Source organism: Mesorhizobium sp. M0678, from assembly GCF_040320505.1.
Taxonomy (GTDB): domain Bacteria; phylum Pseudomonadota; class Alphaproteobacteria; order Rhizobiales; family Rhizobiaceae; genus Mesorhizobium.
Window position 1 is genome coordinate 141,169 of record NZ_JAMYPT010000006.1, and the last position, 22,063, is coordinate 163,231.

Here is a 22,063-nt window from a genome sequence, read left to right on the forward strand (position 1 = left end):
CTACCGATGTCCGGATTGGGAGGATTTACGTGGCCGCATTGACGGATCCGGACTTGCTGTTTGCCGCCGAGGGGCGCCCGCGTTCGCTGGCCCGCGATCTCTACGCCACGGTCAAGGACCTCCCGATCGTCAGCCCGCACGGCCACACCGATCCGCGCTGGTATGCGCTCAACGAGGCGTTTCCCGATCCGGCGCAGTTGCTGATCGTGCCGGACCACTACATTTTCCGCATGCTGTTCAGCCAGGGCGTTCGGCTTGAAGAGCTTGGGGTGCCGACGCTTGACGGCTCGCCGGTGGAAACCGACGGCAGAACGATCTGGCGGCGCTTTGCCGAGCATTATTACCTGTTCCGGGGTACGCCGACCCGGCTGTGGTTCGACCACGTGCTTGCCCACCTGTTCGGCATCGACGAGCCGTTGACGGCCGCAACCGCCGACCGCCATTACGACATGATCTCGACCTTGCTGCAGTGGGAGAATTTTCGCCCGCGAGCGCTGTTCGAGCGCTTCAACATTGAAGTCATCGCAACGACCGAAGGCGCGCTCGACGATCTCAGATGGCACCAGATGATCCGCGACAGCGGCTGGGAGGGCCGCGTCATCACCGCCTATCGGCCGGATGCGATCGTCGATCCTGACTTCGAAGGGTTCTCGGCCAATCTCGACCGGCTTGGCGAGATCACCGGGTGCGATACCGGCAATTGGACAGGCTATCTCGAGGCGCACCGCCAGCGGCGCGCCTTCTTCAAGGGTTTCGGTGCGACTTCCTCCGATCACGGCCATCCGACGGCCGAAACCGCCAATCTCTCGGATGCCGCCGCGCAGGAGCTGTTCAACCGCATCCGCCGGGGCTCGGACGACGAGCGCGAGCGAAAACTGTTTCGCGCCCAGATGCTGACCGAGATGGCCAAGATGAGCCGCGACGACGGCCTGGTCCTGCAGATACATCCCGGCTCCTGGCGCAATCATTCGCCGGCTGTCTTTCAGAAGTTCGGCAGGGACAAAGGCTTCGATATCCCGACCCGCACCGATTATGTGACGGCGCTGAAGCCGCTGCTCGACTGCGTCGGGCTGGAGCGCGACCTCACCATCATCCTCTTCACCCTTGACGAGACCAGCTATGCGCGCGAACTGGCGCCGCTTGCCGGCGTCTACCCGGCATTGAAGCTCGGGCCGGCCTGGTGGTTCCACGACAGCCCCGAAGGCATGCGCCGGTTCCGTGAGATGACCACCGAAACCGCCGGTTTCTACAACACCGTCGGTTTCAACGACGACACCCGCGCCTTTCCATCCATACCGGCCCGCCATGATGTGGCGCGCCGGGTCGATTGCGCATATCTGGCGCGTCTCGTCGCCGAGCATCGGCTCGGCGAGGACGAGGCGCACGAGCTGGCGCAGGAACTTGCCTATACGCTCGCGAAACAGGCGTACCGGCTCTAACGGCGCTTGCCGCCATCGTTCAAAACGGGAGGAAACCAATGCTGCATTTTTCGAGATTGGCGGGAGCTACGCTACTTGCCGCCGCACTGCTGGCCGGATCGGCAAGCGCCCAGACGGTCCTGCGCTCGTCCGACACGCACCCGGACGGCTATCCGACGGTCGAGGCGGTCAAATATTTCGGCGAGCTGGTGAAGGAGCGCACGGCCGGCCGCTATGTGGTCGAGATCTATCCTTCCGCGCAACTCGGCGAGGAAAAGGACACGATCGAGCAGGTGCGTACCGGCGTGATCGATCTCAACCGCGTCTCGATGGCGCCGTTCAACGGGCTCATCCCGGAGACCACCGTGCCCTCGCTGCCCTACATCTTCCGTTCGGAAGAGCATATGCACAAGGTCATGGACGGGGCGATCGGCGACCAGATCGCGGCGGCGTTCGACCAGGTCGGGCTGGTGCTGCTCGCCTTTTACGACGGCGGCTCGCGCTCCTTCTACAATTCGAAGAAGCCGATCAACACCGTAGCCGACATGGCCGGCATGAAGTTCCGCGTCATCCAGTCCGACATCTTCGTCGACATGGTGGCGGCACTCGGCGCCAACGCGACGCCGATGCCGTATGGCGAGGTGTATTCGGCGATCGAGACCGGGGTGATCGACGGCGCGGAGAACAATTTTCCGAGCTACGACACCGCCAAGCACGCGGAAGTCGCCAAATACTATTCGCTCGACGAGCATACGATGGTGCCGGAAGCCTTCGTCATGGCGAAGTCGAGCTGGGACAAGCTGACGCCGGAAGACCAGGCGATCTTCAAGGCGGCCGCCAAGGAAAGCGTCGCCAAGCAGCGCGAGCTGTGGACCGCCAAGGTCAAGGAATCGCGCGCCAAGGTCGAGGCGGCCGGTTCGCAGATCACGACGCCGGACAAGCAGCCCTTCATCGACGCGATGGGGCCGGTCTACGAGAAGCACGTCAAGGACGACAAGCTGAAGGCCATGGTCGAAGCCATCAAGGCCGTGCAGTGATCAAGCGGCGGCGCGGACATTCCGTGCCGCCATCCTCCTGGGGAGAAAACCGGTGACTTCCAGCCCAAAACCAACACCGCTCCTGTCCGGCGTCGCGCAAGTGATGTCGCGCGTCAGCACGGCGGCGCTGTCGATCGCCGGCATCGGGCTGGTGCTGATGACCGCGTTCGTCGCCTGGCAGGTGTTCGGCCGCTATGTTCTGAACCGCTCGCCGAGCTGGACCGAGCCCGGCTCGGTGATGCTGATGAGCTGGTTCATTTTCCTCGGCGCTGCCGTCGGCGTTCGCGAGAACTACCATCTTGGCTTCGACGTCCTGCTCTACGTGCTGCCGAAAGGCGGCAAGCGCTGGCTGCGGATGATTTCGGATATTGTCGCGCTCGCCTTCGGCATCGGCATGATCTGGTATGGCAGCCAGCTGGTCGCATTGACCTGGGGCTCCGTCTTGCCGTCACTCGGCATATCGGGGGGCTGGGACTATGTCCCGCTTGTCGCGGGAGGCGCGCTCATCGTGCTCTTCACGCTGGAGCGCATCGTGCTTCGCCTCTCCGGCGCGCCGATCGACGATGCCCTCGATGAACTGCCGCCGGCCGAAGTCGCGGCCGAACTCGACACCGCCAACGTGAAGGTCTGACGCCATGGAACTGTGGATTCTCTTCGGCGTCTTCACCCTGCTGATGCTTATCGGCACGCCGATCGCTTTCTGCCTCGGCGTCGCAAGCCTCGCCACCGTCCTCTATATGGGCCTGCCGCCGCTCATCGTGTTCCAGCGCCTGAATTCCGGCATGAGCGTCTTTTCGCTGCTGGCCATTCCGTTTTTCATCTACGCCGGCGACTTGATGGTGCGCGGCGGCATCGCCAGCAAGATCGTTGCCTTCGCTGGCTCGCTCGTCGGCCATTTGCGCGGCGGCCTCGGCCAGGTCAACATTGCAACCGCTACACTGTTCGGCGGCATTTCCGGCTCAGCGGTTGCGGAGGCAGCGGCGGTAGGCGGCCTGATGATCCCGCAGATGAAGGCGCGTGGATATGGAGCGGACTACGCCGTCAACGTCACGTCGATGGCGGCACTGATCGCGCTGCTGCTGCCGCCGTCGCACAACATGATCATCTACTCGATCTCGGCAGGCGGAAAGATCTCCATCGCCGATCTGTTCACAGCCGGTATCATCCCGGGCCTGCTACTGGCCCTGTCGCTGATGGTCACCGCCTATATCGTGGCGCGCTCCCGCGGCTATCCGACCGAGGCGTTTCCGGGCTTCACCGCGGTCGCGCATCTTTTCGCCGTCGCCGTGCCCGGCCTGCTGCTGATCGCGATCATCTTCGGCGGCGTGCGATCGGGCGTCTTCACCGCCACCGAGAGTTCCTGTATTGCCGTCATCTATGCGCTGCTCGTGACCGTCTTCGTTTACCGGCAGATGACCTGGGAAGGGTTCGTTCATGCCACCCATGGCGCCGTGCGCACCACGGCTATGGTGCTGCTCATCATCGGCATGGCGGCGGCGTTCTCGTGGCTGATGGCCTTCCTGAAAGTGCCGGCAGCGTTGATAGCCTCCATGAACGCGATCTCGGACGATCCGCTGGTTGTGCTTCTCCTGCTCAACCTCTTGATGCTGTTCCTCGGCACGTTCATGGACATGGGGCCGACGATCATCATTTGCACGCCTATCTTCCTGCCCGTGGCGCAGGCCTACGGCGTCGATCCGGTGCATTTCGGCGTCATCATGATCCTCAATTTCGGCATCGGGCTGAACACGCCGCCGGTGGGCGCAGTGCAGTTCGTGGCATGCGCAGTGGGCAAGATATCCGTCTGGGAATCGATGCGCTCGATCTGGCCATTCTATGGCGCAGGCCTCGTGGTGCTGGCGCTCGTCACTTACATTCCGGCCATTTCGCTATGGCTGCCGAGCGTCTTCAAATAGGGGGTGCGACATGGCATCGGACACGGCCGTCGGGCTCCGCGTCGAACGAAGACCGAAGCTTTCGGAAACCGTCGTCGCGGCGATCCGCAAGCAGCTGCAGGCGGGCGAGATCCAGCCTGGGCAAAAGCTGCCGACCGAGGGCCAGCTGACGGAAACCTTCGGGGTCAGCCGCACCGTGATACGCGAGGCGCTGGCCAAGCTTGCCGCGGACGGCCTGGTCGAGCCGCGCCAAGGCGCCGGCGTTTTCGTGACCGAACATATCTCGACAGCGTTCGGTGCTCTGGCAGCGGAGATGGGCAGCAAGGATTCGATTGCCCTCAACGTGCTCGAAGTCAGGTTGGCGATCGAGATCGAATCCGCCGGGCTCGCCGCCATCCGGCGCAACGCCGCGCAGGAAGCGGCAATCCAGGAAGCCTTCTTCGAGTTCGAACGGCTGCTCCTCAACAGCGAGCCGACTGGACCGGCCGACCTTGCCTTCCACCGCGCAATCGCCAGCGCCACCAACAATCCGTTCTATGTCGAGATGCTCGACGTGCTCGGCCGGCGCGCTATTCCTTGCGATGTGACCTCGCCCTGGTCGACCGAGTTCGCGCAGTCCGACGCCTACCAGCGCGGCCTGCAGCGCGAACACCTGATGATCCTCAACGCCATCTCGGCAGGCGATGCCGAGGCGGCGCGGGAGGCGATGCGCGGGCATCTCGGTGCCAGCCAGCAGCGCTATCGCGAGCGCCTGCACGCGCGCCAGGTTTTTTATGCCGACTCGGTCAAGGCCGCGGCAACGGAATAAGCAATTGAGGCAGCCCCATGGGACAGCAATGAATCACACTGACAATCATACGGATTTCACCTCCCGCTTCGCCATCGATCCTGTTTCTGCCGCAGCCATGGGAACGGACGAGCTGCGACACAATTTCCTGATCGAGGACTTGTTCCAGCCCGGCCGCATCGGCCTGACCTACACCCATTACGACCGCATGATCGTCGGCGGCGCCATGCCCGCCGGTACACCGCTGCCGCTGCAGGCGATCAAGCCGACCGGGACCAAGAATTTTCTTGACCGCCGTGAGATGATCATCGTCAACATCGCCGGTGCAGGCGTCGTCAAAGCCGGCGGCCAATCCTACGAGCTGCAGGCACGCGACATGCTCTATCTCGGCATGGGCACGGATGAGGTGTCGTTCGCTGCGACCAATCCGGCAGCGCCGGCTAAGTTCTACCTGCTCAGCGCGCCGGCGCATCAGAGCCATCCCAACCGGCTGATCCGCATCGGCGATGCCAAGCGGCTCGATCTCGGCAGCCAGGCAACCTCCAACGAGCGCTCGATCTTCCAGTTCATCCATGCCGATGGGGTAAAGACCTGTCAGCTTGTCGTCGGCATGACGCAGCTTGCCTCCGGTTCGGTCTGGAACACCATGCCATGCCATGTGCATGACCGGCGCATGGAGGCCTATCTCTATTTCGACCTGCCGGAGGCGGCGCGGGTGTTTCATTTCATGGGCGAACCGGACGAAACGCGCCATCTCGTCATGCGCAACGAGGAGGCGGTGCTGTCGCCGGGATGGTCGATCCATTCGGGCGCCGGCACCTCGAACTACGCCTTCATCTGGGCGATGGCCGGCGACAATGTCGACTATACCGATGTCGACCTGGTGGCGATGGAGGAGCTCAAGTGAGCGATCTCTCGGCCTTCAGCCTTGCCGGCAAGCGCATCCTCGTCACCGGCGCCAATACCGGCATCGGCCAGGGCATCGCCGTGTCGATCGCGCGCGCCGGTGGCGCGGTGGTCGGCGTCGGCCGGTCGGCGATGGACGAGACGGCGGAGAGGATTGAAGCGGCCGGCGGGCGCTTCGAGGCGGTCCGCTGCGACCTTGGCGACGATGCCGCCGCCCAGGCGATGCTTGACCGCGTCTGGGACGGCACCGGGCCGCTCGACGGCCTGGTCAACAATGCGGGCATCATCCGGCGTGCCGATGCGGTCGACCTCACCGAAGCCGACTGGGATGACGTCATCGGCGTCAATCTGAAGACGGTGTTCTTCCTCAGCCAGAGTTTTGCCAGGCGCGTGCTTGCCGACCCGGGGCGGCGTGGCAAGATCGTCAACATCGCTTCGGTGCTGAGCTTTCAGGGCGGCATTCGCGTCGCCTCCTACACCGCCTCCAAACATGGCGTGCTCGGTATCACCCGGCTGCTTGCATGCGAATGGGCGGCAAAGGGCATCAACGTCAATGGCATTGCGCCAGGCTATATCGAGACCAACAACACCGAGGCGCTGCGCACCGATCCCGACCGCAGCGCTTCAATCCTGGCGCGCATTCCGGCCGGGCGCTGGGGCGCGCCGGAAGACATCGGCGACGCAGCCGTCTTCCTGCTGGCGCCGGCGTCGAACTATATGCATGGCGCGGTGATGCCGGTGGACGGCGGCTGGCTGGCGCGATGAGCAACAAAAAAGATGAGAGTTTGGTGATGACCGGAACCAAAATCTTCTCGCATGCCGGCGAGGCTGCGTGGACGCCGACGCCGGATGGCAACCGCAGGCGCGTGCTCCTGCACACGGATGAGCTGATGATGGTCGAATTCGGTTTCGACAAGGGTGGCGTCGGCGCGCTACACTCGCATCCGCACGTCCAGGCGAGCTATGTCGCCGAAGGCCGCTTCGAAGTCACCATCGACGGCAGGACCGAAATCCTGGAGACCGGAAGCAGCTTCATCGTCCCGTCCAACCTTGTCCATGGCGTCAAGGCGCTGGAGGCGGGACGACTGGTCGACAGCTTTACGCCGCACCGCGCCGATTTCCTCGACTGAGCTGCGGACCCGAAGATCAGGCAGCCGGTTCTCAGAACGAAAAAACCCGCGCCTCCGGAGAGACGCGGGCGTGTTGCCTGGGCGCTTGTGGCGCCGCGGTACTCAAAACATCACCGCAGAACCTGAACCTGCCGAATGATGGTGAAGATAGGATTAACCGCTCCGAGGCGGTGCGATATTCACAGCCAAGGCGAATAGGGGCTGGAACGACGGTCTGATATCGGCCAATGAGAGAGAAGTTCGCCTCAGGCGGTGCCGCGGACAGGACCAGAGGGGTCGATAAATGTTCGAATCTGCTGTCCAGGCAATCACCTGGCGATTCGCCGGGGAATTTCGGCAGGTCGTATCCCCGAAAGTTCTGTAATGCAGGTAGCAGCGAGCATCCCGGCAGAGGATTCCAAGCGGCGCGTCCTGAAGGATGTATTCGGCTTCGATGATTTTCGTCTCGGCCAGGCGGCCGTGATGGAGGCGCTGCTGGCCGGGCATCATGTGCTGGCTGTCATGCCGACCGGCGCCGGCAAATCGCTCTGCTACCAGGTCCCGGCGCTGGTGCTGGGCGGGCTCACCATTGTCGTTTCGCCGCTGGTGGCCCTGATGCAGGATCAGGTCGCCGCATTGCGCCTTGCCGGCGTGGCGGCCGATACAATCAATTCCTCGCTCGACCGCGATGCCAATGTCGCTGCATGGCGCCGTGTCGCGGCAGGCCAGACGCGCCTGCTCTATCTTGCACCGGAGCGGCTCATGACCGTGCGAATGCTCGAGGCGTTGACCAAGCTCGATGTCCGGCTGATCGCCATCGACGAGGCACATTGCATCTCCCAATGGGGACCGGCGTTCCGGCGCGAATACGAAGAATTGTCGAGACTACGTGATATCTTCCCGAAAGTGCCGATCATTGCGTTGACGGCGACGGCGGACGAGGCGACGCGCACCGACATTGCCGCGCAACTGTTCGACGGGCGCGTCGATACCGTGGTGCTCGGCTTCGACCGGCCGAACATCAAGCTAAGCATTGAGCCCAAGCAGGATAGCAAGCGCCAATTGCTAAACTTCGTGCAGCGCCATGCGGGCCGCAGCGGGATCGTCTATTGCCTGTCACGCAAAAAGACCGAAGAGATGGCGGCGTTCCTCGAGCGGAACGGCGTACGCGCGCTCGCCTATCACGCCGGCATGAGCAAGGACACGCGTGAAGCGAATCAAAACGCTTTCATGACCTTGTCCGGCGTGGTGATGGTGGCGACCATCGCCTTCGGCATGGGGATCGACAAGCCGGATGTCGCCTATGTCTTCCACACAGACCTGCCGGGCAGCTTGGAGGCCTATTATCAGGAAATCGGGCGGGCGGGCCGCGACGGGCGGGCGGCCGAGGCACATATGCTCTTCGGTCTCGGCGATATCCGCATGCGCCGGCTTTTCATCGAAGACGAGGACGCGCCGGCTGAGCACAAAAGGCGCGCGCATGGCCGACTCGATACGCTGATCGGTTATTGCGAGACGACGCAGTGCCGCCGTCAGATCCTGCTTGGCTATTTCGGCGAAAGTGCTTCGCCTTGCGGCAATTGCGACAACTGCCTCGACCAGGCGCCGCATGCGGATGGCGAGGCGGAGGCGCGGATCATCCTGGCGGCGATCGCACAGACCGGCGAGCGCTTCGGCGTCGCCCATGTCGTCGATGTCCTGCTCGGCCATGAGACCGAGAAGGTCCTGGACAGGAACCACCACAGGCTTGCCAGCTTCGGCACCGGTGTGGCGCATAAAAAGAGTTTCTTGCTGTCGCTGCTCCGCCAACTCGTCGCGGGAGGGTTCCTGACATTGGACTCAGCCGGCCATGGCGGCGTCGCCATTGCCGAGAAGGGCCGTGCGCTGGCTCGGGGCGAGGCTTCATTCCGGTATCGCTTGGACGCGCGCCAGTCATCGCGAGGCAAGATACGTCCTGAGGATACCGCAGCAGGCACGGAAGGTCTGGATTCGGCGCTGCTGGCCGCGCTCAAGGCTGTACGGCTGCGTCTTGCCCGGGAACGCCAGGTGCCGGCCTTCGTGATCTTTTCGGATCGTACACTGATCGATATGGCCGAACGCTGCCCGCGTGATCTGGACGCCTTCGCCGCGGTCAACGGCGTCGGCGCCGCCAAGCTCAAGGATTTCGGCGAGATATTCCTCGGCGCGATCGCTGCGCATCAGCCCGGTGGATCGGCGTGAGGGTAGCCAAAAATCAAACTCGCAATTGCGCGACACTGCAACAGGTTAGTTTGCCAGGCAGCATTTCTTTGCTTTCTTGCCGCTTCCACAGGGACACGGATCATTGCGTCCGACATGGCGCCAAGGATTTGTGACCGGCGCTGTCAATCTCGACAACTCGTCGAGCCAAGTTTGTTCCGGCAAGGGCGATTGCCAATCTTCCTCGCCAAAATACTCAAGGTGGCTGGTCCATTCCAACGCTTCAAGCACGTCGTCGATATAGCCGAGAGCGGCGCGCTCGAATCGATCCATGTCGTTTGGGCTTTGCTCGGCGGCCAGGAGATCGTCTTCGAAATCGCGGCGGTCGATTACCCCTTCGGGGATGCGGCCGTCGTCCCATGCGCTGTGAACAAGTGACGCCAGATCGCGCAAGCCAAGCAGGGCGATCGCCCCCAGCCAGGCGATCCAGGCGAAATCGTCGTCATCGGCCAGCCTCTCGGTGTGGAATCGCTCGAGAAAATCTCGCATTCGGTCACGCTCGATGCGGCCTTCCCAGGTCAGGAAGGTCGCTGCGCCCAAAACTGCATCGCGGACGAATTCATCGACGGAGCGGTCGCTGATCAAGCTGAACAAAGCGTCGGCGTCGCCATCAAATACGCCGGCGACGATACGCGCCATGCTCTCGGTCACCACGTCGCCGAGCAGGTCATCGAGGTCGCGTCCCGGCCGGCGCAGCAGGCGCAACAAGGGCCCGAACGTTCTAGTGTCGCGAGCGCCGCCCAGAATGTAGATGCCTCGCAAGAGCAGCATCTGATCATCCCGCGACAGAGCCTCTCCTTCGGCCGCTCTTGTGACGACGGCACGCAGCGCGGGAGCCGATTCTTCAATCCTCGCTATGCAGTGAATGATTGCGACATCCGGCAATTGCTGCTCGTTTGCCACGGCATGTAGTTGATCTTCTATCGGACCGAGATCGAAGCCGGGCTTGCCCCGGCCAAGGACGGAGTCCAGTGCTTCTTTCTTCATGGCATCCTCGCTGCCGTTCGCGCTTGCCAAATCTACGACAGGCCGGCTGCCTTTCAACAGTTCATCCGCACAAACGGCAAATTCCTGTGCAGAAAGTACCAGACGGGGCGAGTTCGATCTCGACACAGCTCTATCCTGAACTGACCTGTGGGGGACGAGGATCGGCCAGCAGCCAAGCAACCATGAGCGAATATCAATACTACGAGTTTCGGGCGGTCGACCGCCCACTCAGCGAAGCGGATCGCCGGGACTTGCGCGATGTGTCGACGCGGGCGCGGATTACGGCCACGAGCTTCACGAATTTCTACGAGTGGGGCGACTTTAAAGGCGATCCGGTCGCGTTGATGCGGCGTTGGTTCGATCTTCATCTCTATTTGGCGAATTGGGGCACCCACCGGCTGATGATCCGGTTTCCAGCGCGATTAATCGACCGGCAGCGTCTCGAGGGATTCCTGCATGCGGTCGATTGCCTCGAGATCAGCACGTCCGGCGAGAACCTGATCGTCGACATCCTGTGCGAAGAACTGGAACCTGCGGACGATTGGGATAATTGGGACGACGACTCGCACTGGCTCGAAGCACTGGCGCCGCTGCGCGCCGACGTGCTCGGCGGCGATCTGAGGCTTTTCTACCTGCTGTGGCTGAAGGCGGCCGAGATCGGTTCCGTCAAGCCGGACGAGGCGGAGCCTTTGCCGGGGATCGGCCCGATGACGCCCGCGCTCGACGCTTTCGCGCGCTTCTTTCAGCTCGACGCCGACCTCGTCGCTGAGGCGGCCGAGCGTCCCGCCGGCACGACAACGGAATTGTCGCCGGATATGGTCCGGCGTTCAGTCGGCGCCTTGTCCGATCATGAAAAGACGACGCTGCTCGTTCGTCTCGTCGACGGCGATCGGCATGTTGAAAACGAGCTTCGGGCGTTCGTCCGGAATCGCTCGATGTTGAAAGTCTCTGTTGGAAGCCCCATGGCCACTGTTCCGCGCTCGGCCGGCGAACTGCGAGCCCGTGCCGAGGCGATCCGTCAGGCCCGCGAGCGCGCGCAGGAGGAGCAACGAGAGGCTGAAAGAAAACGGCAGGCGGCGGAAGAGGCGCGCGCTCGCCGTATTCGGCTCGATGCGCTCTCGCGACGCGGCGAAAGCGTCTGGCGTGAGGTGGAGAGCGAGATCGAACGCCGCAACCCTCCCGGCTACGATGAGGCCGCCAGCCTTCTGCTCGACCTCAAGGCAATCGCCGAGGAATGTGGCACGACCCACGATTTTGCTCGCAGGCTGCAGGCGATCCGCGATCGGCATATCCATAAGAGGCGTTTTATCGAACGGCTAAGAGACGATTAGCACCGGCTTCGTCTCGCCGCGGCAATCGCAGCCTCCTGCTGCCGCAAGCGCTCGATCTTCGCACTCTGGCGGGCAGCCACGGTCGAGGCGACACGCTGCCCTCCCAGCAGCCAGCCCGGAATGTTGGTGTGGACGACTTTGCCACGAGCGATGGCTGTCGCCGACATTTCGTCGGCGACAGCGCCGATCGCCACGTTGAGCTCGACGCAACTCATCTTGTCGTATTTCGCAGCATCAAAGGATGCCGGCAAAGGCGATGCGCAACTTCCGACAAACATGAGGCTGCATATCAGAGGCGTGGACGTGGAGATCGCCTTCATTCCCTTATCAAGCACATTGATGCCGGACGGGCGGATTTTCGGAGGGTTCTCGATCTAGGGCCGCGAAGCACTCGCGAGGTTCCGCGTAACTGAAGCATGTGACCTCTACAATACTCTGTGCTGACCGACCTGTTTGTCTTCAAAGAATTCCGAGAGAGCCGCTGCCGTCTTGTCGGGGTGCTCTTCCGGGAAAAAGTGCCCGCCTTGGACAGCGCATCCTGCCACTCTGTCGGCCCATTTCCTCCAGATGGCCAGCGGCCCGCCTTCTTGCGCATACCAGTTCTCCAGGGCGCCTTCGCCACTCCATAGCGCCAGTAGCGGACAGTCGATGCGACGACCGTTTGCGCGGTCCAGCGCGTCATGTTCACGATCGATCGTCGCAGCGGCGCGATACTCTTCGCAGATGGCATGAATATGCGCGGGATCGCGAAGCGCATCAACATAGGCGTTCCTGACCTCTTTGGAGACCATTTTCGCCGACGATCCCCAGTGCGTAATTGCATCGTCGACGACAGCATCGGGAGCCGCGCCGATCAGACGCTCCGGCAGGGGCTCCGGCTGCGCAAGAAGGCTCCAGGGCCAGAAGCCGAGCGCCAGTCTGGCATCCGCCCGATCCCACGTTGCGGCGGTGGGGATGATGTCGAGGACGGCGATTTTGAGCACTTTGTCGGGATGGTCGAGCGCCAGGCGATAGGTAACCCGCCCGCCGCGATCATGCCCGGCAACCATGAACCGCTCAAACCCCAGCTGCTTCATGGCCTGAACCATGTCGCCGGCCATGGCGCGTTTGGCGTATGGGCTATGATCGGCAGAGGAAATCGGACATCCGCTTTGCCCATAGCCTCGAAGGTCGGCGGCGACCACCGTGAAGCGGAGCGCCAAGGCTGCGGCGATATCCCTCCACATCAGATGCGTTTCTGGAAAACCGTGAAGAAGCAGCAGCGGCGGACCGGTGCCTCCGACCCTTGCGAAAATCGTCGTATCGTCCAGTCGTAGGCTGGTGGCTCTGAACCCTGCAAACACCGTCAGCTTCCTCCGCGCCCTTAGGAAAGCTCCCTAAGGGCGCTAACGGCCGCCTGGGGCGAAAACCCCGGCCGCGATGGCCAGGGTTCAAGCCGGCCAGTTGCTAGAATCGAAACCAGACCCAGACGCGCCTGCGGAAGCACCGCCTGCGCCGATAGCCGTTTCGCCAGTAAACGCGACAGACCCTTCTCCAAGCGCGCCGGCGGCGCCGGCGCGGCCGGTGCCACCGGCGATGATAGACTGGTTGCAACTCTGCTTGAGTTTCATCGTCGTCGAAGGTCTCGACATCCGGCGCCTCGAGTTCATCGAGAATGCCGCTTCTGGCAGTTGGAACGCCGGCCACTGCGTTGATTGGCCGAACTGTGCTTGCAAGGGCCGCGGCCCCGGCAATGCCAAACATTCCTGTCAAAAATAGTCGCCGATCCATGGAAACCTCCCAGTCTTCAACCAGCGATAGAACAAGCTAACGATGGTGAGATAGCGCAGTCGGTGCAAACGCCTAGTGCCGCACGGCGATTGGCGGTGGTCCGGTCGGCCGGAGGGTGTTGCCTCGTCCTCGAAGTGGGATGGCTACCTCGATCGACAAACACCGGAGCTGTCTGAATGGATGGCGGGCCGAGATCAATTAAGATCGAATGACGTCTACGCCATAGCCACGCAATTTCACGCTACTCGCGTTGCAATAAGACTTGACTGCCATCCTACCAGAAGGTAGGTAAAAGTATGAGCAACTTGTCTACCACCTCTGATGACATCCTGGCTTGCGCACGTTCACTGATCGTCGCTGGCGGCTACAACGGTTTCAGTTATGCCGACATCGCTGATGTGGTCGGGATCCGTAAGGCGAGCATCCATCACCATTTTCCAAGCAAGGTCGATCTGGTTCGGACACTGGTTGCGCGGTATCGCGAAGAAACTGAAGCGGGGATGGCAAATGTCGAACTTCACGAATCCGATCCGCTCGAACAGTTGCGGATCTATGCCGGGTATTGGGAAGCCTGCATCGCGAACGCCAGCGCCCCGTTTTGTATCTGCGCGCTGTTGGCAAGCGAGCTCCCCGTGCTGCCCGAGGAAGTTGGCCTTGAGGTCCGGGCGCATTTCCGCTCGCTGTCAGGGTGGCTTACATCGGTGATGGAGCGCGGTGCGCGGCACGGCCAATTTCGACTGATGAGCACCCCTCGTGCCGAGGCTGAAGCGTTCATGGCGACCGTTCACGGCGCGATGCTTTCAGCACGGGCCTATGGCGGTCCGAAGATATTCGGCGTCGTGACAGGCCCGCTCCTGGAGCGCCTCCGCGCTTCCCCCCGGATGCGGGCCTAGATCTCAACTAACCATAATAGCAATCACTCTCTGCGACGTTCGTCGAGAGTCCCTACCTACTAGTCGAAAGGACGATCCAATGACGGTTCACAGTGGCGATCTTTCCCGCGCCAGCCAGGAACAATGGCTCAAGCTTTATTACTTCGCTCGGACGGCGTTCTCGGCTGTCTGGGTGGCGGCTGCCTTTACGGTGGGACAGCATTCCGGGGTGGTCGCGGCGGTATTACTCGTGGCTTATCCTGCATGGGATGCCCTCGCCAATTTTGTCGACGCATCGCGCAGCGGAGGATTGGGACAGAATCGCACCCAGACCATCAACGTCGTGGTCAGTGTGGCGACAACGCTCGCGGTCGTTTTTGCGCTGAAGATGAGCATGAATTGGGTGCTCGGGGTGTTCGGCCTATGGGCGATCCTGTCCGGCCTGCTTCAACTCGGCACCGCTGTCCGCCGTTGGAAGAGCTCTGGTGCGCAGTGGGCGATGGTCCTGAGCGGAGGGCAATCAGCACTGGCAGGCACGTTTTTCATCGCGCAGGCGCGGATGCCGATGCCGCCATCGATCTCCAACGTGGCCGGCTATGCCGCGGTAGGCGCCCTCTACTTCCTGGTTTCGGCGGTGTGGCTGAGCGTGAGCCAATTGCGGCGGAAGGCTGCATAGGCCCGCCATCTTGAGCGATCACCGGCGCGATGAGAGATGCTGTTACCTATGGGTCCGGAATGGACACATTCCGAAGTGGCGGAGAGGGAGGGATTCGAACCCCCGATGGGCTTGCACCCATGCCGCATTTCGAGTGCGGTGCATTCGACCACTCTGCCACCTCTCCGCGGTCATGGTCCGCCGTTGCCGGCGCGGCGCACTAGATAACGGCTGGACAGGCAGGTTACAAGGGCCAATCTGCCCCGGCGCCGCAGCTTCTGTCCGTGCTTCCTTCGAGCCTCCGGCAGCCGCTGCTCGATATTTGCTAGGACTGGGCTCAACCCATTCGCAGCTTGCCCGCGGCGCTTGCCTTGACTCAAACCGAACCTTCGGTTAGGGACAGCGCGCAATCGGCGTGGAGGGATCTTCCGCGCCGCTTGTTTTTTGAACCCGCAGACTGACAAAAAGACGGCCGAACCGCCTAAGGCGGTTCATCAAGGCCGACCGAACAGCGAAAGGCAAAAAATGTTCGCAGTCATCAAAACGGGCGGCAAGCAGTATCGCGTTGCCGCCAACGATCTCCTGAAGATCGAAAAACTCGAAGCCAATGTCGGCGACATCGTCGAGATCGGCAACGTGCTCGCGCATGGCGAAGGCGAGAACGTCACGTTCGGTGCGCCGTTCGTGGATGGTGCGATGGTCACCGCCGAAGTCGTCGAGCAAGGCAAGAACCGTACCGTCATCGCCTTCAAGAAGCGCCGCCGGCAGAATTCGCGCCGCAAGATCGGCCATCGCCAGCTTTTGACCACCGTCAGGATCGCCGAGATCCTGCTGGGTGGCGCCAAGCCGGCGAAGAAGGCCGCCGCCAAGACCGAAGCGAAGGCCGAGGTCGCCGCCAAGACCGAGGCGAAGGCTGAAGCCGCGCCGAAGGCAGCAGCGAAGGCAGAGGCTGCGCCGAAGAAGGAAGCCAAAGCCGAGACGACCGAGGACAAGGCTGCCGAAGCCGCCGCGCCGTTGTTCAAGGCGCCGAAAGGCGAGCCGGACGACCTGACCGTGATCAAGGGCATCGGCCCGGTCGCCGCCGGCCAGCTCAACGAACAGGGCATCACCACCTTTGCCCAGATCGCCAAGCTGTCCGACAAGGACGTCGCCAAGATCGACGAGCACATGCCGTTCAGCGCCGACCAGATCAAGGACTGGCGCGAGCAGGCCAAGGAATTGGCGAAGAAGTAGAACGAACTGGCGCAATCGTCGCCGGATCGGACTTGAAACGGAACGCGAACGCGTTCATAAGATCGTTTAGGCGCCTCGCGGCGCATCGGAGTAGTTAGATGGCACACAAGAAAGCTGGCGGATCGTCGCGCAATGGTCGCGACTCCCATTCCAAGCGGCTCGGCGTGAAGAAGTTCGGCGGCGAAGCCGTGATTCCGGGCAACATCATCATTCGTCAGCGTGGCACGACGTGGCATCCCGGCACCAATGTCGGCATTGGCACGGACCACACGCTGTTTGCGCTGGAAGCTGGCGCAGTCACCTTCAACAAAAAAGCCAATGGCCGAACCTACGTATCGGTGAACCCGATGACGAAGGCAGCGGAGTAGCCGGTTCCGCAAGAGAACACCGGCACCCATCTCGGGAACCGGTGTCTGGCCAAGCCAGGAAATGGATCAGGGGAGATGGGTTTCCATCTCCCCTTTTTCTTGTGCCTGGAGGACTTTGATATGGTTGCCGAAGCGGAAGCGACAGACGACGAAAGTTACACGATAGATTGCCCGGTCCTGGTCACCGAGCGGCTGGTCATGCGGCCCCCGCGTGAAAGCGACATCGAGCAATTGGTGGCGCTCGCCGACAACCGCCATGTCGCGGAAATGCTGGCCCGCATGCCGCATCCCTATGGCGAGGCCGAGGCACGCGCCTTCCTCGCCATGACAGCATCGCGCCGGGCCGGAATCGCCTATGCGCTGACGCTGGCCGGCACCGAGACCTTCGTCGGCTGCGCCGGGCTCAACACCACGGATCGGGGGCTCGAGCTCGGCTATTGGATCGGCGAGCCGTACTGGAAACGCGGCTACGCGACGGAGGCAGCGCACGCACTGGTCGACCTTGCCTTCCAGAGAACCACGATCCAGGTGCTGCACGCCTCGACGCGGGTTATCAATCCGGCCTCGCGCCGGGTCATCCACAAATGCGGCTTCCAGTATGCCGGCCAGGGCATGCTGAACTCGATCGTTGCAGGCCAGGTGCCGGTCGAGCGCTACCGCCTCGATCGCAAGACCTGGACCAGCCTGCGGAACTGGGTGCATTTTTGATGGATGCGGCTCACGTCATCTCGAGCCAGACCGGCAAGTGATCCGAACCGGTCGCTTGCCGGTCGACCCACAGGCGCCTCAGCGATTTGGCAAGCGAGGCGCTGGTGAAGATGTAGTCGATGCGCTTGTAGCGGCTGGTATCGCCCGGCCGCTTGGGCTCGACCCAGGTGACGAGATCGGCGCCGCCAGCGCCGAGGCGTGTGGCAGCATCGATGGCGAGGTCGGCGGTCACCGGCATGCCGAATTCATGGTCAGGCTGGCCGGCGAGTTCGACATGTTCCGGCGATCCGGCCAGCATGTTGAAGTCGCCCATGACGACGAAGGCTTCGGGACAAGGCAGGTCCGGCAAGCCGATCTCGGCGACGCCGGAGAGCCCGCCGCCCTCGAGCGGGTATTTCAACAGACGCTGGCGCAGAAAGCGGATCTGGCTCAGCCGTTCAACCGGGCTGCGGTGGTCGAGATGGGTGGAATAGAAGCGGATCGGACCAAGCGGCGTTTCGATCAGCGCCTCCAGCGCGCCGCGCTGGAAGTTCATCGCCTCGACACTGCGGCTGCGCGGCAAAAGGAGATTGCGCGACAGATGGATCGGCGTCCTTGACAGCACCATGTTGCCGAGCTGGAAGGTGGTCGTGATGGCGCGGCCGTTCTCCAGGCGCGAGCCGGCGTCGGCTTCGAAATTGCTGCCGTAGACGGCAAAATAGTCGGGCAGCGCCTCGCCGAGGTCGGCCACCATGTCGCGGCCGCCATTCTTCGGGTTGGCGCGGGTGACCTCCTGCAGCGCGATCACGTCGGCGCCGCGCACGGCATCGGCGATACGGCCGATATCATAGCGGGCGTCGAGGCCGACGCCGTAGTGGACATTGTAAGTTACCAGCTTCATTCCGACATCTCGCGCTTGGAAAGCCGAGGATCGATTTTCGGCAAGGGTCAACCAAATGGTACGCGTCCAGAGCTACGCGCGACGTTACAGTAGCAAAAACGGCCCTCGCCCTTCGACCCGCCTTGGTTTAGAGCAATCCCGCAAAGCCAATAGCAGAAACCATACAATCCGATGAAATTTCTCGATCAAGCCAAGGTCTACATCCGCTCCGGCGACGGCGGCGCCGGTTCGGTGTCGTTCCGGCGCGAAAAGTTCATCGAGTTCGGCGGCCCGGACGGCGGCGACGGCGGTCGCGGCGGCGATGTCTGGGTCGAGGCGGTCGATGGGCTGAACACGCTGATCGACTATCGCTACCAGCAGCATTTCAAGGCCAAGACCGGGACGCACGGCATGGGCCGCAACATGACCGGCGCCAAGGGTGCCGACGTGACGCTGAAAGTGCCGGCCGGAACACAGGTCTTTGCCGAGGACAATGAGACGCTGATCTGCGATCTGACGGTCGTCGGCCAGCGCTTTCTGTTGGCCAAGGGCGGCAATGGCGGTTTCGGCAACCAGCACTTCAAGACCTCGACCAACCAGGCGCCGCGCCGCGCCAATCCCGGACTGCCGGGCGAAGAGCTCAACATCTGGCTCAGGCTGAAGCTGATCGCCGATGCCGGCCTTGTCGGGCTGCCCAACGCCGGCAAGTCGACCTTCCTGGCGGCGGTCACCGCGGCCAAGCCGAAGATCGCCGACTATCCCTTCACCACGCTGCATCCGGGCCTTGGCGTGGCCCGCATCGACGGTCGCGAATTCGTCATTGCCGATATTCCGGGCCTGATCGAAGGCGCGCATGAAGGTGTCGGCATCGGCGACCGCTTCCTTGGCCATGTCGAGCGCACGCGCGTCCTTCTGCATCTTGTCTCGGCGCAGGAAGAAAATCCGGCCAATGCCTACAAGACCGTGCGTGCCGAGCTCGAAGCCTACGGCAATGGGCTGACCGACAAGGTCGAAATCGTCGCGCTTTCCCAGATCGACATACTCGATGCCGACGCACGCAAGAAAAAGACCGCCTCGCTGAAACGTGCCGCCGGCCGCGCGCCGATGCTGCTTTCGGCGGTCACCGGCGAAGGCGTCGAGGCGGTGTTGCGCGCGCTGATCGCTGTGGTGGCCGATGCACGCGAGGCTGTCGCTGCGCCGGTCGAGACGCGCTGGAACACGTAGCCCATGGCCGCGCAATCGCTGAAAAATTATCGGCGCATTGCCGTCAAGATCGGCTCGGCACTGCTTGTCGACCGCACGACGGGCCTGAAGCGCGACTGGCTGGCCTCGCTTGCGGACGACATCGCCGTGCTGGCCAATGGCGGCGCCGAAATTCTCGTCGTGTCTTCCGGGGCGATTGCACTCGGCCGCACCATCCTCGGCCTCGGCAAGCGGGCGCTGAAGCTCGAGGAGAGCCAGGCTGCTGCTGCCGTCGGGCAGATCGCCTTGGCCGGCGCCTGGTCGGATGCGCTCGGCAAGAATGGCTTGAAATCGGGCCAGATCCTGCTGACGCTCGGCGACACCGAAGAGCGCCGCCGCTATCTCAACGCGCGGGCGACGATTTCGACACTGCTCAAGATGAAGGCGGTGCCGGTCATCAACGAGAACGATACGGTGGCCACCTCCGAAATCCGCTATGGCGACAACGACCGGCTGGCGGCGCGTGTCGCCACCATGATGGGCGCCGACCTTTTGGTGCTGCTCTCCGACGTTGACGGGCTCTACACGGCACCGCCGGCGCGTGACCCGCAAGCCCGGTTCATTCAGGTCGTCGACCGCATCACCCCCGACATCGAAGCGATGGCGGGTGCCGCTGCTTCGGAATTGTCGCGCGGCGGCATGCGCACCAAGCTCGACGCCGGCAAGATCGCGACCGCCGCCGGCACCGCCATGATCATCACATCGGGCACGCGGCTGTCGCCGCTGCTGGCAATCGAGCGCGGCGAGCGTGCCACCTTCTTCCGGCCGAGCGCCAATCCGGTCAAGGGCTACAAGACCTGGATCGCCGGGCAGCTCGAACCGGCCGGCCGGCTGACCGTCGATGCCGGCGCCATCGGCGCGCTGCTCTCCGGCAAGTCGCTGCTGCCGGCCGGCGTCAAACTGGTCAGCGGCAATTTTGCGCGTGGCGACACGGTGGCGATCCTGTCGCCCGAGGGCCGCGAGATCGCGCGCGGGCTGGTTGCCTATGATGCCGCCGATGCCGTAAGGATCGCTGGGCTGAGGACGACAGAGATCGAAACCGTGCTCGGCTACGAGGCGCGTTCGGCGATGATCCACCGCGACGACCTTGTGGTGAGCCATGCCGGTGGTGAGCAAGTAGTCGGTGACCAGGTTACATAGCGGAGGATGAGCCATGCTGACGCTGCATGAAAAATCCCGGGATGATACCGTGGCGCTGATGGCCGATATCGGCCGCCGCGCGCGTGCCGCGGCCCGCCCGCTGGCCATAGCTGCGGCCGAGCGCAAGCACGCGGCGCTGATCGGCATGGCTCAGGCGATCCTTCGGCATGAGCAGGACATCCTCGACGCCAATGCCATCGACATCAGAAATGGCAGGGAGGCTGGCCTATCGGCAGCGTCGATGGATCGGCTGAAGCTCGATCCCGCCCGCATCCGCGCCATGGCAGACGGTATCAGCGAGATCGCCGGGTTACGCGATCCGGTCGGCGATGTCATTGCCGCATGGGACCGGCCGAACGGGTTGCATATCGAACGGGTGCGCACGCCGCTCGGCGTCGTCGGCGTCATCTATGAGAGCCGGCCTAACGTGACCGCCGATGCCGGCGCGCTCTGCCTCAAGGCGGGCAATCCGGTGATCCTGCGCGGCGGCTCGGATTCGGCGAATTCTTCCGCCGCTATCCATGCCTGCCTGGTCGAGGGGCTGAAGCCAGCCGGGCTGCCGGAGGATGCCATACAATTGGTGCCGACCACCGATCGCGCCGCCGTCGGCGAAATGCTGAAAGGACTTTCCGGCAATCTCGAGGTCATCATTCCGCGCGGCGGCCGCAGCCTGGTCGAGCGTGTGCAGAACGAGGCACGGGTGCCGGTCTTCGCGCATCTCGAGGGCATCTGCCATCTCTATATCGACCGATCGGCCGATCTCGACATGGCGGTCAAGATCGCGGTCAATGCCAAGATGCGGCGCACCGGGGTGTGCGGTGCTGCCGAGACGCTGCTGGTCGACCGTGCCGCCGCCGGCACGCACCTGGTGCCGATCCTCGAGGCCCTGCGGGCGGCGGGCTGCGAGATCCATGCCGATGCCGAGGCGCTGAGGCTTTATGCCGATGCCCAGCCCGCGACCGATGCAGACTGGGTGACCGAGTATCTCGATGCCATCATTGCGGTGAAGCTGGTCGACGGCATTGGCGGCGCCATCGAGCATATCGAGACGTTTTCCTCGCATCACACCGAGGCGATCATCGCCGAGGACGCCACAGCGGTCGACCGGTTCTTCAACGAGGTCGATTCGGCGATTCTTCTGCACAACGCCTCGACCCAGTTTGCCGATGGCGGCGAGTTCGGCATGGGCGCCGAGATCGGCATCGCCACCGGCAAGATGCATGCACGCGGGCCGGTCGGCGTCGAGCAACTGACCTCGTTCAAATATCGCGTGCGCGGGTCGGGACAGGTGAGGCCTTGAATCCGTCCACAGTCCGAGCCTGAGAGGCGTGCGCCCAGCCACCCCCCTCTGTCCTGCCGGACATCTCCCCCTCAAGGGGGGAGATCGGATGTCGCATAGACTTTCGCCAATCTTCGATGTCGCACTAAGGGCGCCAGGGATGAAGCTGACAATCTCCCCCCTTGAGGGGGAGATGCCCGGCGCGGCAGAGGGGGGTGCCTGACGCATG

Annotated in this window: 22 protein-coding genes and 1 tRNA gene; 18 read left to right on the plus strand and 5 right to left on the minus strand. The window is 63.1% G+C overall.

Annotation, left to right across the window (positions count from 1 at the left end; all coding sequences use genetic code 11):
* Positions 1 to 29 precede the first annotated feature (29 nt).
* The 9 genes from uxaC to recQ all read left to right on the plus strand — a co-directional run bounded on the left by uxaC (position 30) and on the right by recQ (position 9,372).
* A complete protein-coding gene (gene uxaC / locus NKI29_RS13535) occupies positions 30 to 1,439 on the plus strand; it encodes a glucuronate isomerase (protein ID WP_352754667.1) in 1,410 nt (469 codons plus the stop codon).
* A gap of 38 nt (positions 1,440 to 1,477) precedes the next feature.
* Complete coding sequence (locus NKI29_RS13540; RefSeq protein WP_023678091.1) at positions 1,478 to 2,455, plus strand: TRAP transporter substrate-binding protein; 978 nt, start codon at positions 1,478 to 1,480, stop codon at positions 2,453 to 2,455.
* A gap of 103 nt (positions 2,456 to 2,558) precedes the next feature.
* Positions 2,559 to 3,086, plus strand: coding sequence for a TRAP transporter small permease (locus tag NKI29_RS13545; RefSeq protein WP_023678090.1), 528 nt, complete (start codon positions 2,559 to 2,561; stop codon positions 3,084 to 3,086).
* 4 nt (positions 3,087 to 3,090) lie between these two features.
* Positions 3,091 to 4,371 carry a TRAP transporter large permease gene (locus tag NKI29_RS13550; protein WP_023678089.1) on the plus strand — a complete coding sequence of 427 codons (1,281 nt, stop codon included), beginning with the start codon at positions 3,091 to 3,093 and terminating at the stop codon, positions 4,369 to 4,371.
* A gap of 10 nt (positions 4,372 to 4,381) precedes the next feature.
* Positions 4,382 to 5,158, plus strand: coding sequence for a FadR/GntR family transcriptional regulator (locus NKI29_RS13555; RefSeq protein WP_023678088.1), 777 nt, complete (start codon positions 4,382 to 4,384; stop codon positions 5,156 to 5,158).
* A 28-nt stretch (positions 5,159 to 5,186) separates the two neighbouring features.
* Positions 5,187 to 6,044 (plus strand): 5-dehydro-4-deoxy-D-glucuronate isomerase, encoded by an 858-nt coding sequence (gene kduI / locus NKI29_RS13560; RefSeq protein ID WP_023678087.1) that lies wholly within the window; start codon positions 5,187 to 5,189, stop codon positions 6,042 to 6,044.
* A complete protein-coding gene (kduD, locus tag NKI29_RS13565) occupies positions 6,041 to 6,808 on the plus strand; it encodes a 2-dehydro-3-deoxy-D-gluconate 5-dehydrogenase KduD (RefSeq protein WP_352569536.1) in 768 nt (255 codons plus the stop codon). The genes kduI and kduD overlap by 4 nt, the downstream gene beginning before the upstream one ends.
* A gap of 26 nt (positions 6,809 to 6,834) precedes the next feature.
* On the plus strand, positions 6,835 to 7,173 hold the full coding sequence (locus NKI29_RS13570; protein WP_352594361.1) for a cupin domain-containing protein: 339 nt from the start codon (positions 6,835 to 6,837) through the stop codon (positions 7,171 to 7,173).
* A 363-nt stretch (positions 7,174 to 7,536) separates the two neighbouring features.
* On the plus strand, positions 7,537 to 9,372 hold the full coding sequence (recQ, locus tag NKI29_RS13575; protein ID WP_352754666.1) for a DNA helicase RecQ: 1,836 nt from the start codon (positions 7,537 to 7,539) through the stop codon (positions 9,370 to 9,372).
* Positions 9,373 to 9,417: 45 nt separating this feature from the next.
* Here recQ and NKI29_RS13580 read toward each other — a convergent pair whose 3' ends face one another.
* Positions 9,418 to 10,503: a DUF1186 domain-containing protein gene (locus tag NKI29_RS13580; RefSeq protein WP_352594359.1), complete on the minus strand. Its 1,086-nt coding sequence runs from the start codon at positions 10,501 to 10,503 to the stop codon at positions 9,418 to 9,420.
* Positions 10,504 to 10,559: 56 nt separating this feature from the next.
* On the opposite strand from NKI29_RS13580, the gene NKI29_RS13585 reads away from it, so the two are divergent.
* Complete coding sequence (locus tag NKI29_RS13585; RefSeq protein WP_352454999.1) at positions 10,560 to 11,708, plus strand: hypothetical protein; 1,149 nt, start codon at positions 10,560 to 10,562, stop codon at positions 11,706 to 11,708.
* Here the strand turns inward: NKI29_RS13585 and NKI29_RS13590 are convergent.
* Complete coding sequence (locus NKI29_RS13590; RefSeq protein WP_352450887.1) at positions 11,705 to 11,923, minus strand: hypothetical protein; 219 nt, start codon at positions 11,921 to 11,923, stop codon at positions 11,705 to 11,707. The two genes, NKI29_RS13585 and NKI29_RS13590, sit on opposite strands and share 4 nt — an antisense overlap.
* 210 nt (positions 11,924 to 12,133) lie before the next feature.
* Positions 12,134 to 13,051: an alpha/beta fold hydrolase gene (locus tag NKI29_RS13595; protein WP_352569543.1), complete on the minus strand. Its 918-nt coding sequence runs from the start codon at positions 13,049 to 13,051 to the stop codon at positions 12,134 to 12,136.
* A 723-nt stretch (positions 13,052 to 13,774) separates the two neighbouring features.
* Here NKI29_RS13595 and NKI29_RS13600 point away from each other — a divergent pair.
* A complete protein-coding gene (locus NKI29_RS13600; protein ID WP_352796484.1) occupies positions 13,775 to 14,371 on the plus strand; it encodes a TetR/AcrR family transcriptional regulator in 597 nt (198 codons plus the stop codon).
* 79 nt (positions 14,372 to 14,450) lie between these two features.
* Positions 14,451 to 15,026: a DUF308 domain-containing protein gene (locus tag NKI29_RS13605; protein WP_352796487.1), complete on the plus strand. Its 576-nt coding sequence runs from the start codon at positions 14,451 to 14,453 to the stop codon at positions 15,024 to 15,026.
* A 76-nt stretch (positions 15,027 to 15,102) separates the two neighbouring features.
* Here the strand turns inward: NKI29_RS13605 and NKI29_RS13610 are convergent.
* Positions 15,103 to 15,192: transfer RNA gene (locus NKI29_RS13610), tRNA-Ser, on the minus strand.
* 338 nt (positions 15,193 to 15,530) lie between these two features.
* Between NKI29_RS13610 and NKI29_RS13615 the strand changes: the two genes are divergently transcribed.
* The 3 genes from NKI29_RS13615 to NKI29_RS13625 all read left to right on the plus strand — a co-directional run bounded on the left by NKI29_RS13615 (position 15,531) and on the right by NKI29_RS13625 (position 17,314).
* Entirely contained in the window at positions 15,531 to 16,238 is a 708-nt protein-coding gene (locus tag NKI29_RS13615; RefSeq protein WP_352450883.1) for a 50S ribosomal protein L21, read from the plus strand.
* A gap of 98 nt (positions 16,239 to 16,336) precedes the next feature.
* Positions 16,337 to 16,606 carry a 50S ribosomal protein L27 gene (rpmA, locus tag NKI29_RS13620; RefSeq protein WP_023678077.1) on the plus strand — a complete coding sequence of 90 codons (270 nt, stop codon included), beginning with the start codon at positions 16,337 to 16,339 and terminating at the stop codon, positions 16,604 to 16,606.
* 120 nt (positions 16,607 to 16,726) lie between these two features.
* Positions 16,727 to 17,314, plus strand: coding sequence for a GNAT family N-acetyltransferase (locus tag NKI29_RS13625; protein ID WP_352696895.1), 588 nt, complete (start codon positions 16,727 to 16,729; stop codon positions 17,312 to 17,314).
* 10 nt (positions 17,315 to 17,324) lie between these two features.
* Here the strand turns inward: NKI29_RS13625 and NKI29_RS13630 are convergent, their stop codons facing one another.
* Entirely contained in the window at positions 17,325 to 18,194 is an 870-nt protein-coding gene (locus tag NKI29_RS13630; protein WP_352796490.1) for an endonuclease/exonuclease/phosphatase family protein, read from the minus strand.
* 171 nt (positions 18,195 to 18,365) lie between these two features.
* Here NKI29_RS13630 and obgE point away from each other — a divergent pair, with 171 nt between their 5' ends.
* From obgE to NKI29_RS13645, 3 genes are read left to right on the plus strand one after another with little or no spacing between them, the layout of a single operon-like run.
* On the plus strand, positions 18,366 to 19,397 hold the full coding sequence (obgE, locus tag NKI29_RS13635) for a GTPase ObgE (RefSeq protein WP_352796492.1): 1,032 nt from the start codon (positions 18,366 to 18,368) through the stop codon (positions 19,395 to 19,397).
* Between the two features lie 3 nt (positions 19,398 to 19,400).
* The gene (gene proB, locus NKI29_RS13640; RefSeq protein WP_023678073.1) at positions 19,401 to 20,555 is read left to right on the plus strand and encodes a glutamate 5-kinase; all 1,155 of its coding nucleotides are present in this window, start codon (positions 19,401 to 19,403) and stop codon (positions 20,553 to 20,555) included.
* A gap of 13 nt (positions 20,556 to 20,568) precedes the next feature.
* Positions 20,569 to 21,855, plus strand: a complete 1,287-nt coding sequence (locus NKI29_RS13645; protein WP_352569550.1) for a glutamate-5-semialdehyde dehydrogenase — start codon at positions 20,569 to 20,571, stop codon at positions 21,853 to 21,855.
* The last annotated feature ends 208 nt before the right edge of the window (positions 21,856 to 22,063 follow it).